Consider the following 15,105-nt stretch of genomic DNA (forward strand, 5'->3'; position numbering starts at 1 on the left):
CTACGGGCGTGTCCTGCCCCCGCCTACGGCCGTGTCACACGGCGTCCACGATCGACCCTGGATCGTCCAGCTCGATCCGGCGCCCCGAGCCGGGCAGCAGGACGAGCTTGGCGTCGAGGTAGCCCGCCAGGCGCTCCTGGCGGGCGTCCCGGGCGCCGGCGCCGAGCACGGTGACCGGGATGTCGGGAAAAGGGTGACCGGCCCTGATGCTGCGGAGGTCGGCGGCCATGTCGCGGCGGGCCAGCCACTCCCCCGCCACCGCCGCGGGCACCTTGCCCATGCGGTACACGCCGAACGGGTCGCCCGTGCCCGTGACCAGGCGGTGCGCCGGCGGTCCGGCCAGCCGGGCCAGCACGTTCGCGCCCCACGTGCCGCCCAGCGCGGGCAGCCACGCGCCCAGGACGGCGGCGAGCGCGAGCGGCCGGCGTCCGGGCGGCGGGCTCGGGTCCACCAGGACGAGCTTGGCCACGCACAACGGGTGCAGCCGGGCGAAGGCCTCGGCGTGCCAGCAGGACAGGCCGTGCGCCACCAGGGTGACCTGGGAGGGGTGCGAGGGGGCCAGCGCCGCCAGCCGGGCCACCTCGGCGTACAGGGTGGGCCGGTCGGTCGCCGGCGGGCTGAGCCCGAGCCCCGGCCGGTCGAAGCGCACGACCCGGTGGCAGGCGGCCAGCCCGGCGGCCACGGCGTCCCAGTGGAACCAGGCGCCCCCGAGGCCCGCCGTGATGAGCACGCCGGGGCCCGCGCCCTGGTCGACGACGTGCGGGGGGCCGCAGTGGGCCTCCTCGCCGTCGTGGACGAGCAGCCTGAGCGCCACGTACACCACCCAGACGGCGATCATCGTGAGCTGGATCCGGTGCGCGACGCCGGCGAGCCGCCCGGCGGCCAGGGCGACCAGCATGAGCCCGGTGGCCCCCGCGCTCAGGCCGGTGAACAGCCACGACACCCATGAGCGCCAGCGCGCCGACAGCAGCGCCATGGCGGTCAGCACGGCCGTCATGGCCAGCGCGCCGGCCACCATGTGGAGCCGGTGGGCGATCCCGTCGCCGACGCAGGTGGGGTCGCTGAGCACGGCGCAGTCGAGCGGGATCAGGCCGGAGACGACCGTCAGCAGCCCGAACGCGGCCAGCGCGAGCCAGCCCGCCCACTCGCGCGCCACCCTCGGCAGCGTCGCCACGGCCGCCAGGCAGGCCAGCCCGGACAGCACGTCGCTGACCCGGAACAGGCGTGTCCAGGGCTGGTCGCGGGCGGCCAGCTCGCTGACGTAACCGTCGGTCCTGTCCACGGCGGGCGTGGTGAACTGGCCGGTGATCCACGCGCTGTACAGCACGGCCGCCACGATGAGCGCCGATGCCGCGGCGATGAACAACCTTCGCTCCACGTGATGATTACATCACCAGCCGTGGTCAAAGGCCCGGAGCACCCCATACCGGGAACCATCGGCTGAGGTCGGCCTCCAGTGGCAGCTCGCCCTCCAGAGCCCCTCGGACCTGCAGTTCGAGGGCGTTGTCACGCCTGTTCCCGGGCAGCGGCGCGAACGGGTAGAACGTGCCGCGCTTGTACAGGTACACGACCGCCAGCCGCTTCCCGCCGGGATCGGCGAACGACACCAGCGAGCACAGCAACGAGGGCCCGAACCCGGCCGACTCCAGCGAGGAGTTGACCGCGTGCAGCTCGGTGACCAGGTCGCCGACGGCGTCCGGCGTGCGGCGGACCAGCAGCCAGGTGTAGCCGTAGCCGTCGTCGGACTCCTCGACGCGCCCGCCGAGCAGCGCCTTGACGTCGCTCTCCAGCGTGGCGAACGCGCCGCCCTCCGCGGCCCTGAACGACACCGAGCCGAGACCGGTGGGGACGAGACCGGTCGCGGCCTGGAGCGTCACGGCCGCGGACGGCAGCGCGAACAGCGCGTCGAGGTTGGGCTTGACCGGCTTGGACCGGCCCAGCAGCGAGTCGAGCCAGCCCATGCGGCCTCAGCCCCTTCCGAGCTGCTTGGAGATGGACGCGAGGAGTTCGAGCCGCCGTTCCAGCGGCGGGTGCGTCGAGAACAGGTTCGCCAGCGTCTCCCCCCTGGCCAGAGCCGGGGCGAAGTAGAAGGCGTTGAACGGCGCCGCCTCGCGCAGGTCGGTCGTCGGGATGCGCGCCATGTCGCCGGTGACCTTGGTCAACGCGCTGGCCAGGGCCGAGGGACGCTGCGTGAGCAGGGCTCCGGCCCGGTCGGCGGCCAGCTCGCGGTAGCGCGACAGGGCTCTGGTGAGCAGGAAGCTGACGGCGTACACGACGATCGAGACGAGCATGATGATCAGCCCGACCGGTATGCCGCCCTGGCCGTTGTCCCGCCGCCCGCCGAAGCCGGCGTACAGGGCGAACCTCGTCATGAGGCCCGCGACGATGCCCAGGAACGAGGCGATCGTCATGACGGCGACGTCGCGGTGGGCGACGTGCGACAGCTCGTGGGCCAGGACGCCTTCGAGCTCCTGCGGCTCCAGGCGGCGCAGGATGCCCGTCGTCACGCAGACGACGGCCCGCTTCTGGTTGCGGCCGGTGGCGAAGGCGTTGGGGACGTCGGAGTCGGCGATCGCCACCCGTGGCTTGGGCATGTCGGCCAGCGCGCACAGCCGGTCGATCAGGCCGTGGAGCTCGGGGGCCTCCTGTGGGGAGACCTCCCGTCCGTGCATCGCGAACAGGGCGATGCGGTCGGACAGGAAGTACTGCACCAGCAGCAGCCCCCCGGCGAGCACCAGCACGGTCAGAGCGCGCACGCCGAGGGCGATCAGCACCCCGACGAACACCACGTACAGCAGCCCCAGCAGGAACATCGTCACGACCATGCGGCGGGTCAGGCCGCTGTCGGACGCGAACCGCGTGCCCACGGGGATCAGCCCGGAATGAGGCCTTGGTCGCCCAGCATCTCCCGGACCTCCTCGATCGAGGCGTCCGCGGGGGGAAGGATCAGCTCTGACGGCTCAAGGCTGTCGTCGGGAAGCGCCTTGCCCACATGGCGCACCTTGTCGAGCAACGCGTGCAGCTTGACGCGGAAGGCCTTCTCGTCACCGGTCTCGATGGCGGCCTCAAGCTCGCTGTCGAGCTCGTTGAGCACCGTGATGTCGTCCGGCGAGATCTCGACCTGGCCCTCGCCCATGATTCTGACGATCATGCGTTCTCCCCGGGCTGACGCAGCTGCTGGGTGTGACCCTGCTGCGGCTGGGCCTGCTGCTGGGGCTGCCCCTGCTCGATGGCGCTCTTGGGCGCCGGGCCCTGGCCCAGCTCGGACTTCATCCGGGCCAGCTCCAGCTCGACGTCCATGCCGCCGCCCATGCGGTCGAGCTCGGCCTGGATGTCGTCGCCGCGGGTGCCGCTGAAGTCGTCGAGCGCGCCGCTGGCCAGCAGCTCGTCGATCGCGCCCGCGCGGGCCTGCATCTGCGCCGTCTTGTCCTCGGCGCGCTGGATCGCCAGGCCGACGTCGCCCATCTCCTCCGAGATGCCGGAGAACGCCTCGTTGATGCGCGTCTGGGCCTCGGCGGCGGTGTAGGTCGCCTTGATCGTCTCCTTCTTCGTGCGGAAGGAGTCGACCTTGGCCTGCAGCCGCTGGGAAGCCGTGGTCAGCTTCTCCTCCTCGGCCTGCAGGTTGTCGTGCTGGACCTTGAGGTCGGCCATCTGCCCCTGCAGATTGGACCGCCGCTGCAGGGCCTCACGCGCGAGGTCCTCGCGCCCGACGGACAGCGCCTTGCGGCCCTGGTCCTCGTAGCGCCTGGCCTGGGCCTCCAGGCCGTTGATCTGCAGTTCTACCCGCTTGCGCGAGGTGGCCACGTCTGCCACCCCTCGACGCACCTTCTGCAGCAACTCGAGCTGCCGCTGATAGGAGTAGTCAAGCGTCTCGCGCGGATCCTCCATCTTGTCCAGGGCCTTGTTGGCCTTGGACTTGAAGATCATCGAAAGTCTCTTCATCACGCTCATGCGCGTCGGCCGTCCCCTTCTAGGTCGTGCTGGTGTTCACCCAATGCAGCGCAGCCGCCTTGGGATTACCCTACGCATAACGCACGGGGGCGTCACTAAGTTGCAGTCCAGGTAGGGTTGACGTGTGTTGCGACGCCGATCCCAAACCTCCGTGGACGACACCCCCGTCCCCGTTGACGATCCTAAGCCCCAGGGTAAAGGTCGTCCCACACCCAAGCGCCGGGATGCCGAGGGCAGACGACGCCAGCCGGTCTCCGCGCCGAAGGACCGCAAGGAGGCCTATCGGCAGATGCGGACCAAGCAGGCCGCCGAGCGCGACCGGGCCCGCAAGGGCATGCTCGCAGGTGACGAGCGGTTTCTTCCCGTTCGCGACAAGGGTCCGGCGCGCAAGTTCGCGCGCGACTGGGTCGACTCGCGACGCCTGCCGAGCCAGTACTTCCTGCCGTTCTCGCTACTGATCCTGCTGGCGACCTGGGTGCCGTGGCCGATCGAGGTCCGCGCGCAGGTGCTCAACATCGTGATCGCGGTCGGCTGGCCGATCATGATGGTCGGCGTCCTGTTCACCTCCGTCTACGTGGCGTGGAAGGTGAAGAAGGAGGTCGCGGCCAAGCTTCCCAACGAGAGCGTCAAGGGCGTCGGCTTCTACGCGGCGATGCGGGCTTTGCAGATCCGCAAGCTGCGGTTCCCGCCGCCCACGGTGCTTCCGGGCGGCAAGCCCGCACCGCCCAAGAAGTAGCCCTGTTTTCCCGATTTTTCGGGAAAACGGCCTATCGGCGACGCCCGCGTGCCCATCACCGTCCGGTGGTGGGCACTCGTGCTTCCCCCTCACGCCCGCCTTCAGCGTGCCGGTTTCCAGCGCAGGTGGCCGCCGGTGACGACCGGGCGGCGGCCGTCGATCGTCCCGCCGCGTTCGAGGGCGTCGGCGACGGTCCGCAGCAGCGTGTACGACGACCGCAGCCGCCTGCTCGTGGCCCCGGACACCGTCCCGTCGGCGGAGCTGACGGTGGCGTACCCGGTGGCGTACGCCGTGACGCCGTCGGAGGCGGTGTAGGACAGGAACGGGATCAGCAGGCCGTCCCAGGTGCCGGCCGGCCGGCGGGCGCACATCTCGCGCCAGGCGTCCCTGATGCCGCGGACGGTGAGCTGCTGGCGCGCCCCGGGGCGGAAGCCCAGCACGCCGGCCCCGCGCGCGCCGTTGTGACGCAGCAGGGAGGCGCGCAGGGCGTCCGGGAAGTCCACGCCCATCTGCGACTCGGCCACGGCGATCGTGCGCGCCCTGACCGGGCCGCCGAGCGTGCGGTAGGTGCGGGGGGCGTTGCGCCTGAGCCAGCGTTCGATGCGCCGCCACTGGCCGTCCACGGCCCGCTTGACGTCGGGCGCGACCCTGCGGGGGTCGATCGGGCGGCGCCGGGGCGCGCAGTTGGGGGCCTGGGCGGCGGAGGCGGCCGGAGTGGGCTCGCCGGTCGCCACAGGGTCGGCCGCAGGCTCCACGGGCGTCGCGTTCCCGGTGTGGACCGGGAGCGGCTCCTGCTGCTCGGTGACGGCGCGCACGAGGGCCGGGGCGCCGCGCTGCACCGACGTACCCATCAGGGCGAACCCCAGCATCAGGGCCACGACGACCGCGATGACCAGCCACGCCAGGACCGTTCCCGCGCCTCGGGCCCGCCGTACGGGCGCCGGGACGGACGGCGGCGGCTCGGCCCTCGGCAGACGGGCACGGCGGCGCAACCGCACCGCGAGGGCGATCAGGACGGCCGCGGTGAGAGCCTGGCGGACGAGCTTGAGCACGTCGCGCACCCTATCCCGAAACGAATCGGCTCATGTGACGCTCTAAGGTCGAACGTATGGAATTCCGACACCTCGGCCGCAGCGGTCTCCTGGTCAGCGAGATCAGCTACGGCAACTGGCTCACCCACGGCTCCCAGGTCGAGGAGGACGCCGCCAAGCTGTGCGTGCAGGCGGCGCTCGACGAGGGCATCACCACCTTCGACACCGCGGACGTCTACGCGGGGACGAAAGCCGAGGAGGTGCTCGGCCGGGCGCTCAAGGGCGTCCGCAGGGAGTCGCTGGAGATCTTCACCAAGGTCTACTGGCCCACCGGCCCCGGCAAGAACGACCGCGGGCTGTCCCGCAAGCACATCACCGAGTCGATCAACGCCTCGCTGCGCCGCCTCCAGACCGACTACGTCGACCTGTACCAGGCCCACCGCTTCGACAACGAGACGCCCCTTGAGGAGACGCTCAAGACGTTCGACGACCTCGTACGGCAGGGCAAGGTGCTCTACGTCGGCGTCAGCGAGTGGACGGCCGAGCAGATCGGCCGGGCGCTGAAGATCGCCGACGAGATGGGCTTCGACCGGATCGTGTCGAACCAGCCCCAGTACTCGATGTTGTGGCGGGTCATCGAGTCGGAGGTCGTGCCGCTGAGCGAGCGTGAGGGCGTCGGCCAGATCGTCTGGTCGCCGATCGCGCAGGGCGTGCTCACCGGCAAGTACCTGCCCGGCCAGCAGCCGCCGCAGGGCTCGCGGGCGACCGACGCGAGCGGCAGCGCCATGATCGCGCGTTACCTGAACGACGACGTGCTCACCCGCGTGCAGGAGCTCAAGCCGATCGCCGACGACCTCGGCCTGACCATGGCCCAGCTGGCCGTCGCCTGGGTGCTGCAGAACCCGAACGTCTCCAGCGCCATCGTCGGCGCCACCCGCCCCGAGCAGGTGCGCGACAACGTCAAGGCGGCCGGCGTCAAGCTGGAGGACGAGGTGCTCAAGCGCATCGACGACGTGCTCGGCACGGTCGTGGAGCGCGACCCGGCCAAGACGGTGAGCCCGGCCACCCGTCCCTGACCCGAGGTGACGAGAACCCCTTGAGCCGCGATGCGCTCAAGGGGTTCTTCCTTTTCCCGGATCACTCCGGACGCAATGACATCCCGGTGTATTCGACGCGGTCCTCGTCGAGCAGCGCCACCTGCTCGACTCCGGATTCGAGCAGGTCGCGCCAGTTCTCCCCGAGCCAGGACTCCGCATCGGCCTGACTCGGAAAAATCTCTCGCGGCAAAGGGCGGTCCGTCACCTCACCACCATTTGCATCTTCATAACGCCACCGCCATGTCATGCCATACGCTCCTTCTCCGCGGGTTCGCCGGCGCTTTCCCTCCGACGGCACTGGAACCCTACTCCCGAGCTCGGAAGTCCATCGAGGCCGCGCGCGTGCCGTGTCGCGGCGGGGCCGGCGGGGCCGTCCTGGGGGTGGCCGTCCGGCTCGTCGTCGTGTGCGGCCTGGCGGGCGGTTCTTGTCCGGGCGCGTAGCCTCTGGGCGGTGAAGCTTCTTCTCTCCGGGACCGCGGGTGAGGCGGGATGGCCCGCGGACGGGTGCGCGTGCGCCTCCTGCGCCCGGCTCCCCCGCCACGGTCGCCGCCCTTTCGACCTGGTCGTGGACGACGTGGCCCGTTTCCCCTTCACCGGCGAGGGCGCGTTCGGCGACGGGCTCGGGCTGGCAGGGGCCGGGGGCGAGGCCGTCCTGTGCCTGCCGCCGGGCCGCGAGCCCCCCGCCGACGGTCCCGCGCGGTACGACGTCGTCGTGCTCGACCTGCTCGACCGCCCGCAGCGGCTCGGCGAGCTGCGCCGGGCCGGGCTGGCCGACGACCGCACCATGGTGGTGGCCGCGTGGCTGGACCACCGGATCAGGTCGGAGGAGGAGCTGGCCAGGCGGCTGCGGCTGTGGGGGGCGGTGGCCGTGCCGGACGGGACGGTCCTGGAGAGCGGCCGGACGGTACGCGGGACGCCGCCGCGCCGGGCGTTGCTGCTCGGCGGGTCCAGGTCGGGCAAGTCGGCCGAGGCGGAGCTGCGGCTGGCGGCCGAGCCGTACGTCACCTACGTCGCCACCGGCGGCGACGGCGCGGCGGACGGCGAGTGGGCGGCGCGGGTGCGGGCGCACAAGGAACGGCGGCCCGCGCACTGGGACACGGTCGAGACCACGGACCTGGCGGGTGTCATCGGCGCGGCGAGCACGCCCTTGCTGATCGACGGGCTGGGCACGTGGCTGGCGGCGGTGTTCGACGAGCACGGGGCATGGGACGGCGACCGCGCGCCGGTCGAGCGGCGCTGCGCGGAGCTCGTCGCGGCGTGGCGGGGCACGCCGGTGCCGCTCGTGGCGGTCTCGGACGAGGTGGGGATGGGCGTGGTGCCCGCCACGTCCGCCGGACGGGCCTTCAGGGACGCGCTCGGCAGGCTCAACGAACGGCTCGCCGCCGAGTCCGAGTACGTCGCCCTGGTGGTCGCCGGACGCCCCCTGGAGCTCTGACCCCGCGAGCGGGAGTCCACGACCTGCGGAAGAAGGGCCTTACGGGCGGACGGCTCTGGCGTACCAGCGACCGTCGAGGCGGTCCACCTGCAGCGGCCGGCCGAAGCAGTCGGACAGGTTGCCGGCCGTGAGCACCTCCGACACCGGCCCCGCGGCCAGCAGCCGCGAGTCACGCATGAGCAGCGCGTGCGTGGTGGTCGCGGGCACCTCCTCCAGGTGGTGGGTCACCGTGACCGTGGTCAGGACGGGCCGGGTGGCGGCCAGGTGCTCGACCGCGGTGATGAGGTCCTCGCGCGCCGGCAGGTCGAGCCCGGCGAACGGCTCGTCGAGCAGCAGCACGGCGGGCTCGGCCATGAGCGCCCTGGCCACCCTGACCCGGGCCCGCTCCCCTTGCGAGCACACCCGGAACGGCCGCTCGGCCAGGTCCTTGCAGCCCAGGTCGGCCAGCAGGCGGCCGGCGCGTTCGCGTTCGGCGTCGCCGTACTTGTCCCACAACGGGACGCTGGTGCCGGTGTGGCCGGTCAGGACGACCGTGTGGGCGGTGGCGCCCTCCTGCTCCATCAGTTCCTCGTCGACCAGCCGCTGGCTCGCGGCGACCAGGCCGATGTGGCGGCGCAGCTCCCGCAGGTCGATCCGGCCGAGCCGGTGGCCGAGCACGCTGACCGTGCCCTCGCTCGGGTGGCGGACCGCTCCGGCCAGGGAGAGCAGGGTGGTCTTGCCCGCGCCGTTGGGGCCGAGGATCACCCAGTGGTCGCCGTACTCCACCTGCCAGTCGATGGCGTCGAGCAGCGTTTTGCCGACAACCCGGACAGCTACACCTTCGAGTTCAAGCACGTGCATTCCCGCCACATTAGTCGGCCCTAGGATCGGTCGTTATGCGGCTTGCTGAGCTGACCCATGGGCTGCGCCTCGCGATCGGCACGCTCAGCGCCGTTCCCGTGCGGGTCGAACGGGTCGATCGGGAGGTCGCCGGCTGGGCCATGGTGACGGCTCCGGCGGTCGGGCTGGGGCTCGGCGCGGTGGCGGGCCTGGCGCTGCTGCTTCCTGGGCCGCCGCTGCTGGGCGCGGGGCTCGCGCTCGCGCTGCTGGCCGCGCTCACCCGCGGGCTGCACCTGGACGGGCTGGCCGACCTCGCCGACGGCCTGGGCAGCGGCAAGCCCGCCGACGCGGCCCTCGACATCATGAAAAAGTCGGACATCGGGCCGTTCGGGGTGATGACGCTGGTCCTGACGCTGCTCGTCCAGGCGGCGGCGCTGACCGGGGCCGGTTACGCCGCCCTGGTGACCGCCTGCGTGGCCGGGCGGCTGGCGCTCGCCTGGGCCTGCCGGGCGAGCGTGCCCGCCGCCCGTCCGGGCGGGCTCGGGGCGATGGTGGCGGGCACCGTGAGCGCTCCGGCGGCGTGGCTCGCCACACTGGCCGCCCTCGCGGTGAGCGCCGGGCTGGGGCTGGCGGCCGGGACGTGGGCGCCGCCGTTCGCGCTGGCGGCCGGGCTCGGGGCGGCGCTGCTGCTGCTCCGGCACGCCCGGCGGCGGCTCGGCGGCGTCACCGGCGACGTGCTCGGCGCGCTGGTGGAGACCGGTACGGCGGCCGCGCTCGTGGTGTGCGCGATCCTGGGCTGACCCAGCGGCTCGCCCACGCGGCCACGGAGGACGGGGGGCGGGTCAGGCGACCGGCTGCGGGACGCGGGTCCGGAGGGTGCGGAGGAGGATCACGCAGAGCAGGGCGAGCGGGACCCACCCGACCAGCCCGGTGAGCCCGGACACCGCCGTGTCGGGCGGGGCCGCGGCGTCCCCGAGCAGCAGCACGGCCGGAAGGACCGCGTTCAGCGAGCCGTGCGCGACCACGCAGGGCCACACGCTGCCCGTACGCAGCCGCAGCCAGCCCACCGCGATCCCGGCCAGCACGCAGAAGCCGATGAACTGCAGCGCCGCCCACGACCCGAGGCTCGGGTAGTTGTAGCCGAGCAGGGTGACCGGGGCGTGCCACAGTCCCCAGATCGCGCCGGACAGCGCCAGCCCGCCGATCGCCCCGTACGTGGACGACAGCCGCGGCAGCAGCCAGCCGCGCCAGCCCCACTCCTCGCCCAGCGCCGGGATGGCGTTGAGCACCGGGCCCGCCAGCACGCCGATGGCGATCTGCAGGTAGAGAGCCGGGCCCGGGTCGGCCGGCGGCCGCACGCCCGCGGCTTCGAGCGTGGCCCGGTAGAGGCTGAACCGGTCGAGGTCGAGCGGGAACAGCCCGACCGCGGTGCTGAGCCCGGCGCAGACGGCGATCAGCAGCGGCACGCCCAGCCAGGCGGCGAGCACGTACCGGCCGGTGCGCCCCTTGCTCTCCCCCAGCGTCAGGCCGGTCTCGGCGGCCCACCGCCGCCAGGGCGCGCGGGACAGCGCCCACACGCCGAGCACCCCGGCGGTGGGGGTGAACATCATGACGGCGGCCAGCCCCTTGGCCGCGGGCGAGGCGAGACCGGCGCCGAGCCAGATGGGCAGCGCCACCAGCCAGGACAGCCCGAACGCGAGGACGAGGAAGACGGCGAGCTGCTTTCTCATGACCGGACACGCTCCGCGACGAGGGCGTTGATGAGGGACGCGCCGCTCTCGGCGTCGTCGATGCTGATCGCCAGCCGGCCGCCGGAACGGTAGCCGACGACCAGGCACTCGCCGCCGCGCAGCATGATGGTGGCCATGCCCGGGATGCCCCGGAAGCCCCAGCCGCCGACCTCGCTCGGCCTGCGGACCTCCGTCCAGGCCCGGTCGATCTTCGACAGCGGGATCCTGCGCGCCGGGAAGCCGAGCGGGCCGAAGCCGATGACGAGCGCGTCGCCGCCGACCCGTACGGTCAGGCCGGCGGTCGCCAGCCCGACGACCATCGCGATCACGGCCCCGGGCAGGGCCGAGGCCAGCGTCGCGGCCGAGACCGCGCCGGCCAGGCGCAGCCCGCAGAGCACCGCGACGGCCGCCGCGGCCACGAGCGCCAGCGCGACCAGCCACGGGTTGACCAGACGGCTGACCCAGACCGTGCGCCGGCCGGGCCGCAGGCGCATCGCCGGGGGCGGCTGCACGGCCTGGACGGGGTCGGGCGCGCCCCTGCCGAGGTAGCCCGCGAGCACGCCCACGCCGAGCGACCCGACGACGACCAGCGGGACCTGCCAGCCGGAGAGGCTCGCGGCCGTCCAGTCGGGCACGTCGAGGTTGGCCGACAGGGTGGAGGCCTGGGTGCCGAGCACCAGGACCCCGCCGCCGAACAGCCCGCCCCACCACAGCGCCCGCCCGTTCCTGTGCCGCAGCGCCCAGCCGCGCGCGGCGACGGCCAGCAGCGCGACCCACACCAGGGTCCACACCGCGGCCACCGTCAGCACGTGGGCCTGGAAGGAGGCCGAGTTGTCGACGCCTCCCGCGTTCCAGTGGGTGGCCAGCGGTTCGGGCAGCCGGTCGCGCAGCGCCATCGGGCCAAGGACCAGGGCGGCGGTGACGGCCGCGCCCCACGCCGCGGCGGCGACTCGTGGGTTCATGGCAGATCCTCCAGGATGGTGATGAGGTCCTCACGGCGGTAGCCGTGCCTCTCGGCCTCCTCCAGCAGCTCGCGGGCCCGCTGCACGAGCAGCGCGCGCCCGTCGGCCCGGCCCGCGACGCTGACCCCGCGCCCCCGCCTGAACTCCAGCAGCCCCTCGTCGCGCAGGTCGCGCAGCGCGCGCAGCACGGTGTTGGGGTTGATGCCGAGCACCCTGGCGAGGTCGCGGGCCGGCGGAAGGCGGTCACCGGGCGCGTAGGAGCCCTCGCCGATGGCACGGCGGATGGCGCCGGACACCTGTTCGTGGAGGGGCCGTGCGTCGTTGAGATCGAGCGCGAGCAACATGATGCTAATGACACTAGCACCAAGAAACGGAATGCGCGCGACCAGCATTTGTAGGATGAACCCCTGTTTGTGAGTACGCAGAAACCGTGGATAGCATCGGTTTACGTGACCACTGTGCGGCTGAACTCAGCAGACCCAGTCTCTGTCGACACCGATGCCCTGATCGTCGGCTTCCGGCCCGGCCAGAACGGCCCCCGCCCGGCCACGGGCGCTGAGTCCCTCGACGCGGCCTTCGGCGGCAACCTCTCCGCCTCCCTCAGCTCCCTCGGCTTCTCCGGCAAACCCGGAGAGGTCGCCAAGCTGCCCACCTTCGGCAACGTCACGGCCCCGGTGCTCGTCGCCGTCGGCCTGGGCGAGTCGTCCGACCACGAGTCCCTTCGCCGCGCGGCCGGAGCCGCCGTCCGGTCGCTGGCCGGCACCGCGCGCGCCGCGCTGGCCCTGCCCGCCGACGACGACGCCCAGGCCGAGGCCGTCGCGCTGGGCGCGCTGCTCGGCGCGTACGGCTTCGACCGCTACCGCACGGGCGAGGGCCAGAAGGCGCCCGTCGCCGAGATCACCGTCCTGTCCGGGCAGGCCGAGTCCGTCGCCGAGCGGGCCGGGGTGCTGGCCGAGTCGGTCGCGCTGGTCCGCGACCTGGTCAACACGCCGCCGTCCGACCTGTGGCCGGCCAAGTTCGCCGAGCTCGCCGAGCAGGAGGGCGCCAAGGCCGGGCTGACCGTCGAGGTGCTCGACGAGAAGCAGCTCAAGGACGGCGGCTACGGCGGCCTGGTCGGCGTCGGCCAGGGCTCGGTCAACCCGCCGCGCCTGGTCCGCGTCGCCTACAGCCACCCCGACGCCGCCAAGACGCTGGCGTTCGTGGGCAAGGGCATCACGTTCGACTCCGGCGGCCTGTCGCTCAAGCCGTCGGCCGCCATGGACTGGATGAAGTCCGACATGGGCGGCGCGGGCGCCGTGCTCGGCGCGCTGATCGGCATCGCCAGGCTCGGCCTGCCGGTCAACGCCGTCGGCTACCTCTGCCTGGCCGAGAACATGCCGAGCGGCACCGCCCAGCGTCCCTCCGACGTCATCCACAGCTACAGCGGCAAGACGGTCGAGGTGCTCGACACCGACGCCGAGGGCCGTCTGGTGCTCATGGACGGCATCGCGCGCGCCGCCGAGGACTCCCCCGACCTGATCGTCGACATCGCCACGCTGACCGGCGCCCAGATCGTCGCGCTCGGCTGGCGCACCGCGGGCGTCATGGCCAACGACGACGCCGTCAGGGAGCTGGTCGTCGAGGCCGCCACCGCCGCCGGCGAGGGCGCCTGGGGCATGCCGCTGCCGGAGGAGCTGCGCAAGGGCCTCGACTCGCCGATCGCCGACATCGCCAACCTCCACCCCGAGCGCTTCGGCGGCATGCTCACCGCGGGCATCTTCCTCAAGGAGTTCGTGCCCGACGGGGTTCGCTGGGCGCACCTCGACATCGCCGGACCCGCGTACAACAAGGGCGAGCCGTACGGCTACACCCCCAAGGGCGGCACCGGCGCGATCACCCGCACCCTCATCGGACTCGCAGAGCGGCACGCGAGCATCTGAAACAAATGAAAAGATGACGGCATCACGAACACCCCGACAAGGAGCCTTCCTGTGGCCTATGACATCGTCGTCCTAGGTGGCGGCAGCGGCGGTTACGCCTGCGCGCTCCGGGCGGCCGAGCTGGGCAAGTCGGTCGTCCTCATCGAAAAGGACAAGATCGGCGGCACCTGCCTCCACAGGGGATGCATCCCCACGAAGGCCCTGCTGCACTCCGCCGAGGTCGCCGACGAGACCCGCGAGAGCGCGTCCTTCGGCGTCAAGGCGAGCTTCGAGGGCATCGACGTCCAGGGCGTGCACGCGTTCAAGGACAAGATCGTCACGCGTGCCTGGAAGGGCGTCCAGGGCCTGCTCAAGGGCGCGGGCGTGACGGTGGTCGAGGGCGAGGGCCGTCTGGTGGGCCCGCGCAGCGTGCAGGTGGGCTCGGAGGTCTACGAGGGCGCCAACCTCGTGCTGGCCACCGGCTCGGCCCCCCGCACGCTGCCCGGCCTGGAGATCGACGGCGAGCGGATCATCACCAGCGAGCACACCCTGAAGATGGACCGCGTGCCGTCGTCGGTGATCGTCCTGGGCGGCGGTGTGATCGGCGTCGAGCTGGCCAGCGTCTACCGCTCGTTCGGCGCCGAGGTCACGATCGTCGAGGCGCTGCCGCACCTGCTGCCGACCGAGGAGGAGTCCAGCTCCAAGCTGCTGGAGCGGGCCTTCCGCCGCCGCGGCATCAAGTACGAGCTGGGCGTCTTCTTCGACTCCGCCAAGACCACCGAGACTGGCGTCGTCGTCACCCTGGCCAACGGCAAGACCCTCGACGCCGAGCTCCTGCTCGTCGCGGTCGGCCGCGGCGCGGTGTCGTCCGGCATGGGCTTCGAGGAGCAGGGCGTGACCGTCGAGCGCGGCGCGGTCGTGGTCGACGAGCACTGCCAGACCTCCGTCCCCGGCGTCTACGCCATCGGCGACCTGATCCCCACGCTGCAACTGGCCCACGCCGGGTTCGCCGAGGGCATCCTGGTGGCCGAGCACATCGCCGGCCTCAACCCGCCGCCGATCGACTACGCGGGCGTGCCCCGCATCACCTACTCCGACCCCGAGGTCGCCTCGGTCGGCATCACGTCGGCGCAGGCCGCCGAGCGCGGCATCGAGATCGTCGAGCAGGTCTACGACCTGGCGGGCAACCCCAAGAGCCAGATCCTCGGCACCTCCGGGGCGGTGAAGGTGATCGCCCAGAAGGACGGGCCGGTCGTCGGCGTCCACATGGTGGGCCGGCGCATCGGCGAGCTCGTCACGGAAGGCCAGCTGATCTACAACTGGGAGGCGCTGCCCGCAGAGGTCGCCCAGCTCATCCATGCACATCCGACCCAGTCCGAGGCAGTCGGTGAGGCGATGCTGGCCCTGGCCGGCAAGCCGTTGCACGTACACAACTAGTCCAGCCCT

The 15,105-nt window shown here is 72.5% G+C and carries 17 protein-coding genes; 6 read left to right on the forward strand and 11 right to left on the reverse strand.

Translation table 11 applies throughout. From position 1 onward, the window contains the following. Window positions 1-34: 34 nt before the first annotated feature. Genes ABZ815_RS22050 through ABZ815_RS22070 form a run of 5 tightly spaced genes read right to left on the reverse strand, consistent with a single transcriptional unit; the run spans window position 35 to window position 3,951 of the window. Complete coding sequence (locus ABZ815_RS22050) at window positions 35-1,378, reverse strand: alpha/beta fold hydrolase (protein WP_357700668.1); 1,344 nt, start codon at window positions 1,376-1,378, stop codon at window positions 35-37. Between the two features lie 25 nt (window positions 1,379-1,403). Beyond that, window positions 1,404-1,961, reverse strand: coding sequence for a hypothetical protein (locus tag ABZ815_RS22055; protein WP_357700670.1), 558 nt, complete (start codon window positions 1,959-1,961; stop codon window positions 1,404-1,406). 6 nt (window positions 1,962-1,967) lie between these two features. Then, window positions 1,968-2,867 carry a zinc metalloprotease HtpX gene (gene htpX / locus ABZ815_RS22060; RefSeq protein ID WP_357700672.1) on the reverse strand — a complete coding sequence of 300 codons (900 nt, stop codon included), beginning with the start codon at window positions 2,865-2,867 and terminating at the stop codon, window positions 1,968-1,970. Window positions 2,868-2,872: 5 nt separating this feature from the next. Continuing rightward, a complete protein-coding gene (locus tag ABZ815_RS22065) occupies window positions 2,873-3,151 on the reverse strand; it encodes a hypothetical protein (protein WP_357700674.1) in 279 nt (92 codons plus the stop codon). Then, a complete protein-coding gene (locus tag ABZ815_RS22070) occupies window positions 3,148-3,951 on the reverse strand; it encodes a PspA/IM30 family protein (RefSeq protein ID WP_357700676.1) in 804 nt (267 codons plus the stop codon). The genes ABZ815_RS22065 and ABZ815_RS22070 overlap by 4 nt, the downstream gene beginning before the upstream one ends. Window positions 3,952-4,102: 151 nt before the next feature. Here ABZ815_RS22070 and ABZ815_RS22075 point away from each other — a divergent pair, with 151 nt between their 5' ends. Next, window positions 4,103-4,687, forward strand: a complete 585-nt coding sequence (locus ABZ815_RS22075) for a DUF3043 domain-containing protein (protein WP_357700678.1) — start codon at window positions 4,103-4,105, stop codon at window positions 4,685-4,687. 101 nt (window positions 4,688-4,788) lie between these two features. On the opposite strand, the gene ABZ815_RS22080 is transcribed toward ABZ815_RS22075, so the two are convergent. Continuing rightward, complete coding sequence (locus tag ABZ815_RS22080; protein WP_357700680.1) at window positions 4,789-5,739, reverse strand: hypothetical protein; 951 nt, start codon at window positions 5,737-5,739, stop codon at window positions 4,789-4,791. Between the two features lie 56 nt (window positions 5,740-5,795). On the opposite strand from ABZ815_RS22080, the gene ABZ815_RS22085 reads away from it, so the two are divergent. Continuing rightward, window positions 5,796-6,794, forward strand: a complete 999-nt coding sequence (locus tag ABZ815_RS22085) for an aldo/keto reductase family protein (RefSeq protein WP_357700682.1) — start codon at window positions 5,796-5,798, stop codon at window positions 6,792-6,794. 61 nt (window positions 6,795-6,855) lie between these two features. Here ABZ815_RS22085 and ABZ815_RS22090 read toward each other — a convergent pair whose 3' ends face one another. Then, window positions 6,856-7,062: a hypothetical protein gene (locus ABZ815_RS22090; protein ID WP_357700684.1), complete on the reverse strand. Its 207-nt coding sequence runs from the start codon at window positions 7,060-7,062 to the stop codon at window positions 6,856-6,858. A 204-nt stretch (window positions 7,063-7,266) separates the two neighbouring features. Here ABZ815_RS22090 and ABZ815_RS22095 point away from each other — a divergent pair, with 204 nt between their 5' ends. Next, on the forward strand, window positions 7,267-8,250 hold the full coding sequence (locus ABZ815_RS22095) for a bifunctional adenosylcobinamide kinase/adenosylcobinamide-phosphate guanylyltransferase (protein WP_357700686.1): 984 nt from the start codon (window positions 7,267-7,269) through the stop codon (window positions 8,248-8,250). 39 nt (window positions 8,251-8,289) lie between these two features. Here the strand turns inward: ABZ815_RS22095 and ABZ815_RS22100 are convergent, their stop codons facing one another. After that, window positions 8,290-9,090, reverse strand: a complete 801-nt coding sequence (locus tag ABZ815_RS22100) for an ATP-binding cassette domain-containing protein (RefSeq protein WP_357700688.1) — start codon at window positions 9,088-9,090, stop codon at window positions 8,290-8,292. Between the two features lie 35 nt (window positions 9,091-9,125). Between ABZ815_RS22100 and ABZ815_RS22105 the strand changes: the two genes are divergently transcribed. Then, window positions 9,126-9,869: an adenosylcobinamide-GDP ribazoletransferase gene (locus ABZ815_RS22105; protein WP_357700690.1), complete on the forward strand. Its 744-nt coding sequence runs from the start codon at window positions 9,126-9,128 to the stop codon at window positions 9,867-9,869. A gap of 42 nt (window positions 9,870-9,911) precedes the next feature. On the opposite strand, the gene ABZ815_RS22110 is transcribed toward ABZ815_RS22105, so the two are convergent. From ABZ815_RS22110 to ABZ815_RS22120, 3 genes are read right to left on the reverse strand one after another with little or no spacing between them, the layout of a single operon-like run. Beyond that, window positions 9,912-10,799 (reverse strand): CPBP family intramembrane glutamic endopeptidase, encoded by an 888-nt coding sequence (locus tag ABZ815_RS22110; protein ID WP_357700692.1) that lies wholly within the window; start codon window positions 10,797-10,799, stop codon window positions 9,912-9,914. Beyond that, the gene (locus ABZ815_RS22115; RefSeq protein WP_357700694.1) at window positions 10,796-11,761 is read right to left on the reverse strand and encodes a hypothetical protein; all 966 of its coding nucleotides are present in this window, start codon (window positions 11,759-11,761) and stop codon (window positions 10,796-10,798) included. The genes ABZ815_RS22110 and ABZ815_RS22115 overlap by 4 nt, the downstream gene beginning before the upstream one ends. Continuing rightward, window positions 11,758-12,105 carry a GntR family transcriptional regulator gene (locus ABZ815_RS22120; RefSeq protein ID WP_357700696.1) on the reverse strand — a complete coding sequence of 116 codons (348 nt, stop codon included), beginning with the start codon at window positions 12,103-12,105 and terminating at the stop codon, window positions 11,758-11,760. Before ABZ815_RS22120 ends, ABZ815_RS22115 begins: the two co-directional genes overlap by 4 nt. A gap of 105 nt (window positions 12,106-12,210) precedes the next feature. On the opposite strand from ABZ815_RS22120, the gene ABZ815_RS22125 reads away from it, so the two are divergent. Then, window positions 12,211-13,680 (forward strand): leucyl aminopeptidase, encoded by a 1,470-nt coding sequence (locus ABZ815_RS22125; protein ID WP_357700697.1) that lies wholly within the window; start codon window positions 12,211-12,213, stop codon window positions 13,678-13,680. 51 nt (window positions 13,681-13,731) lie between these two features. Then, window positions 13,732-15,096, forward strand: coding sequence for a dihydrolipoyl dehydrogenase (gene lpdA / locus ABZ815_RS22130; protein WP_357700698.1), 1,365 nt, complete (start codon window positions 13,732-13,734; stop codon window positions 15,094-15,096). Window positions 15,097-15,105: the final 9 nt, after the last annotated feature.

The sequence above is a fragment of the Nonomuraea sp. NPDC047529 genome (genome assembly GCF_040642995.1).
GTDB lineage: Bacteria > Actinomycetota > Actinomycetes > Streptosporangiales > Streptosporangiaceae > Nonomuraea.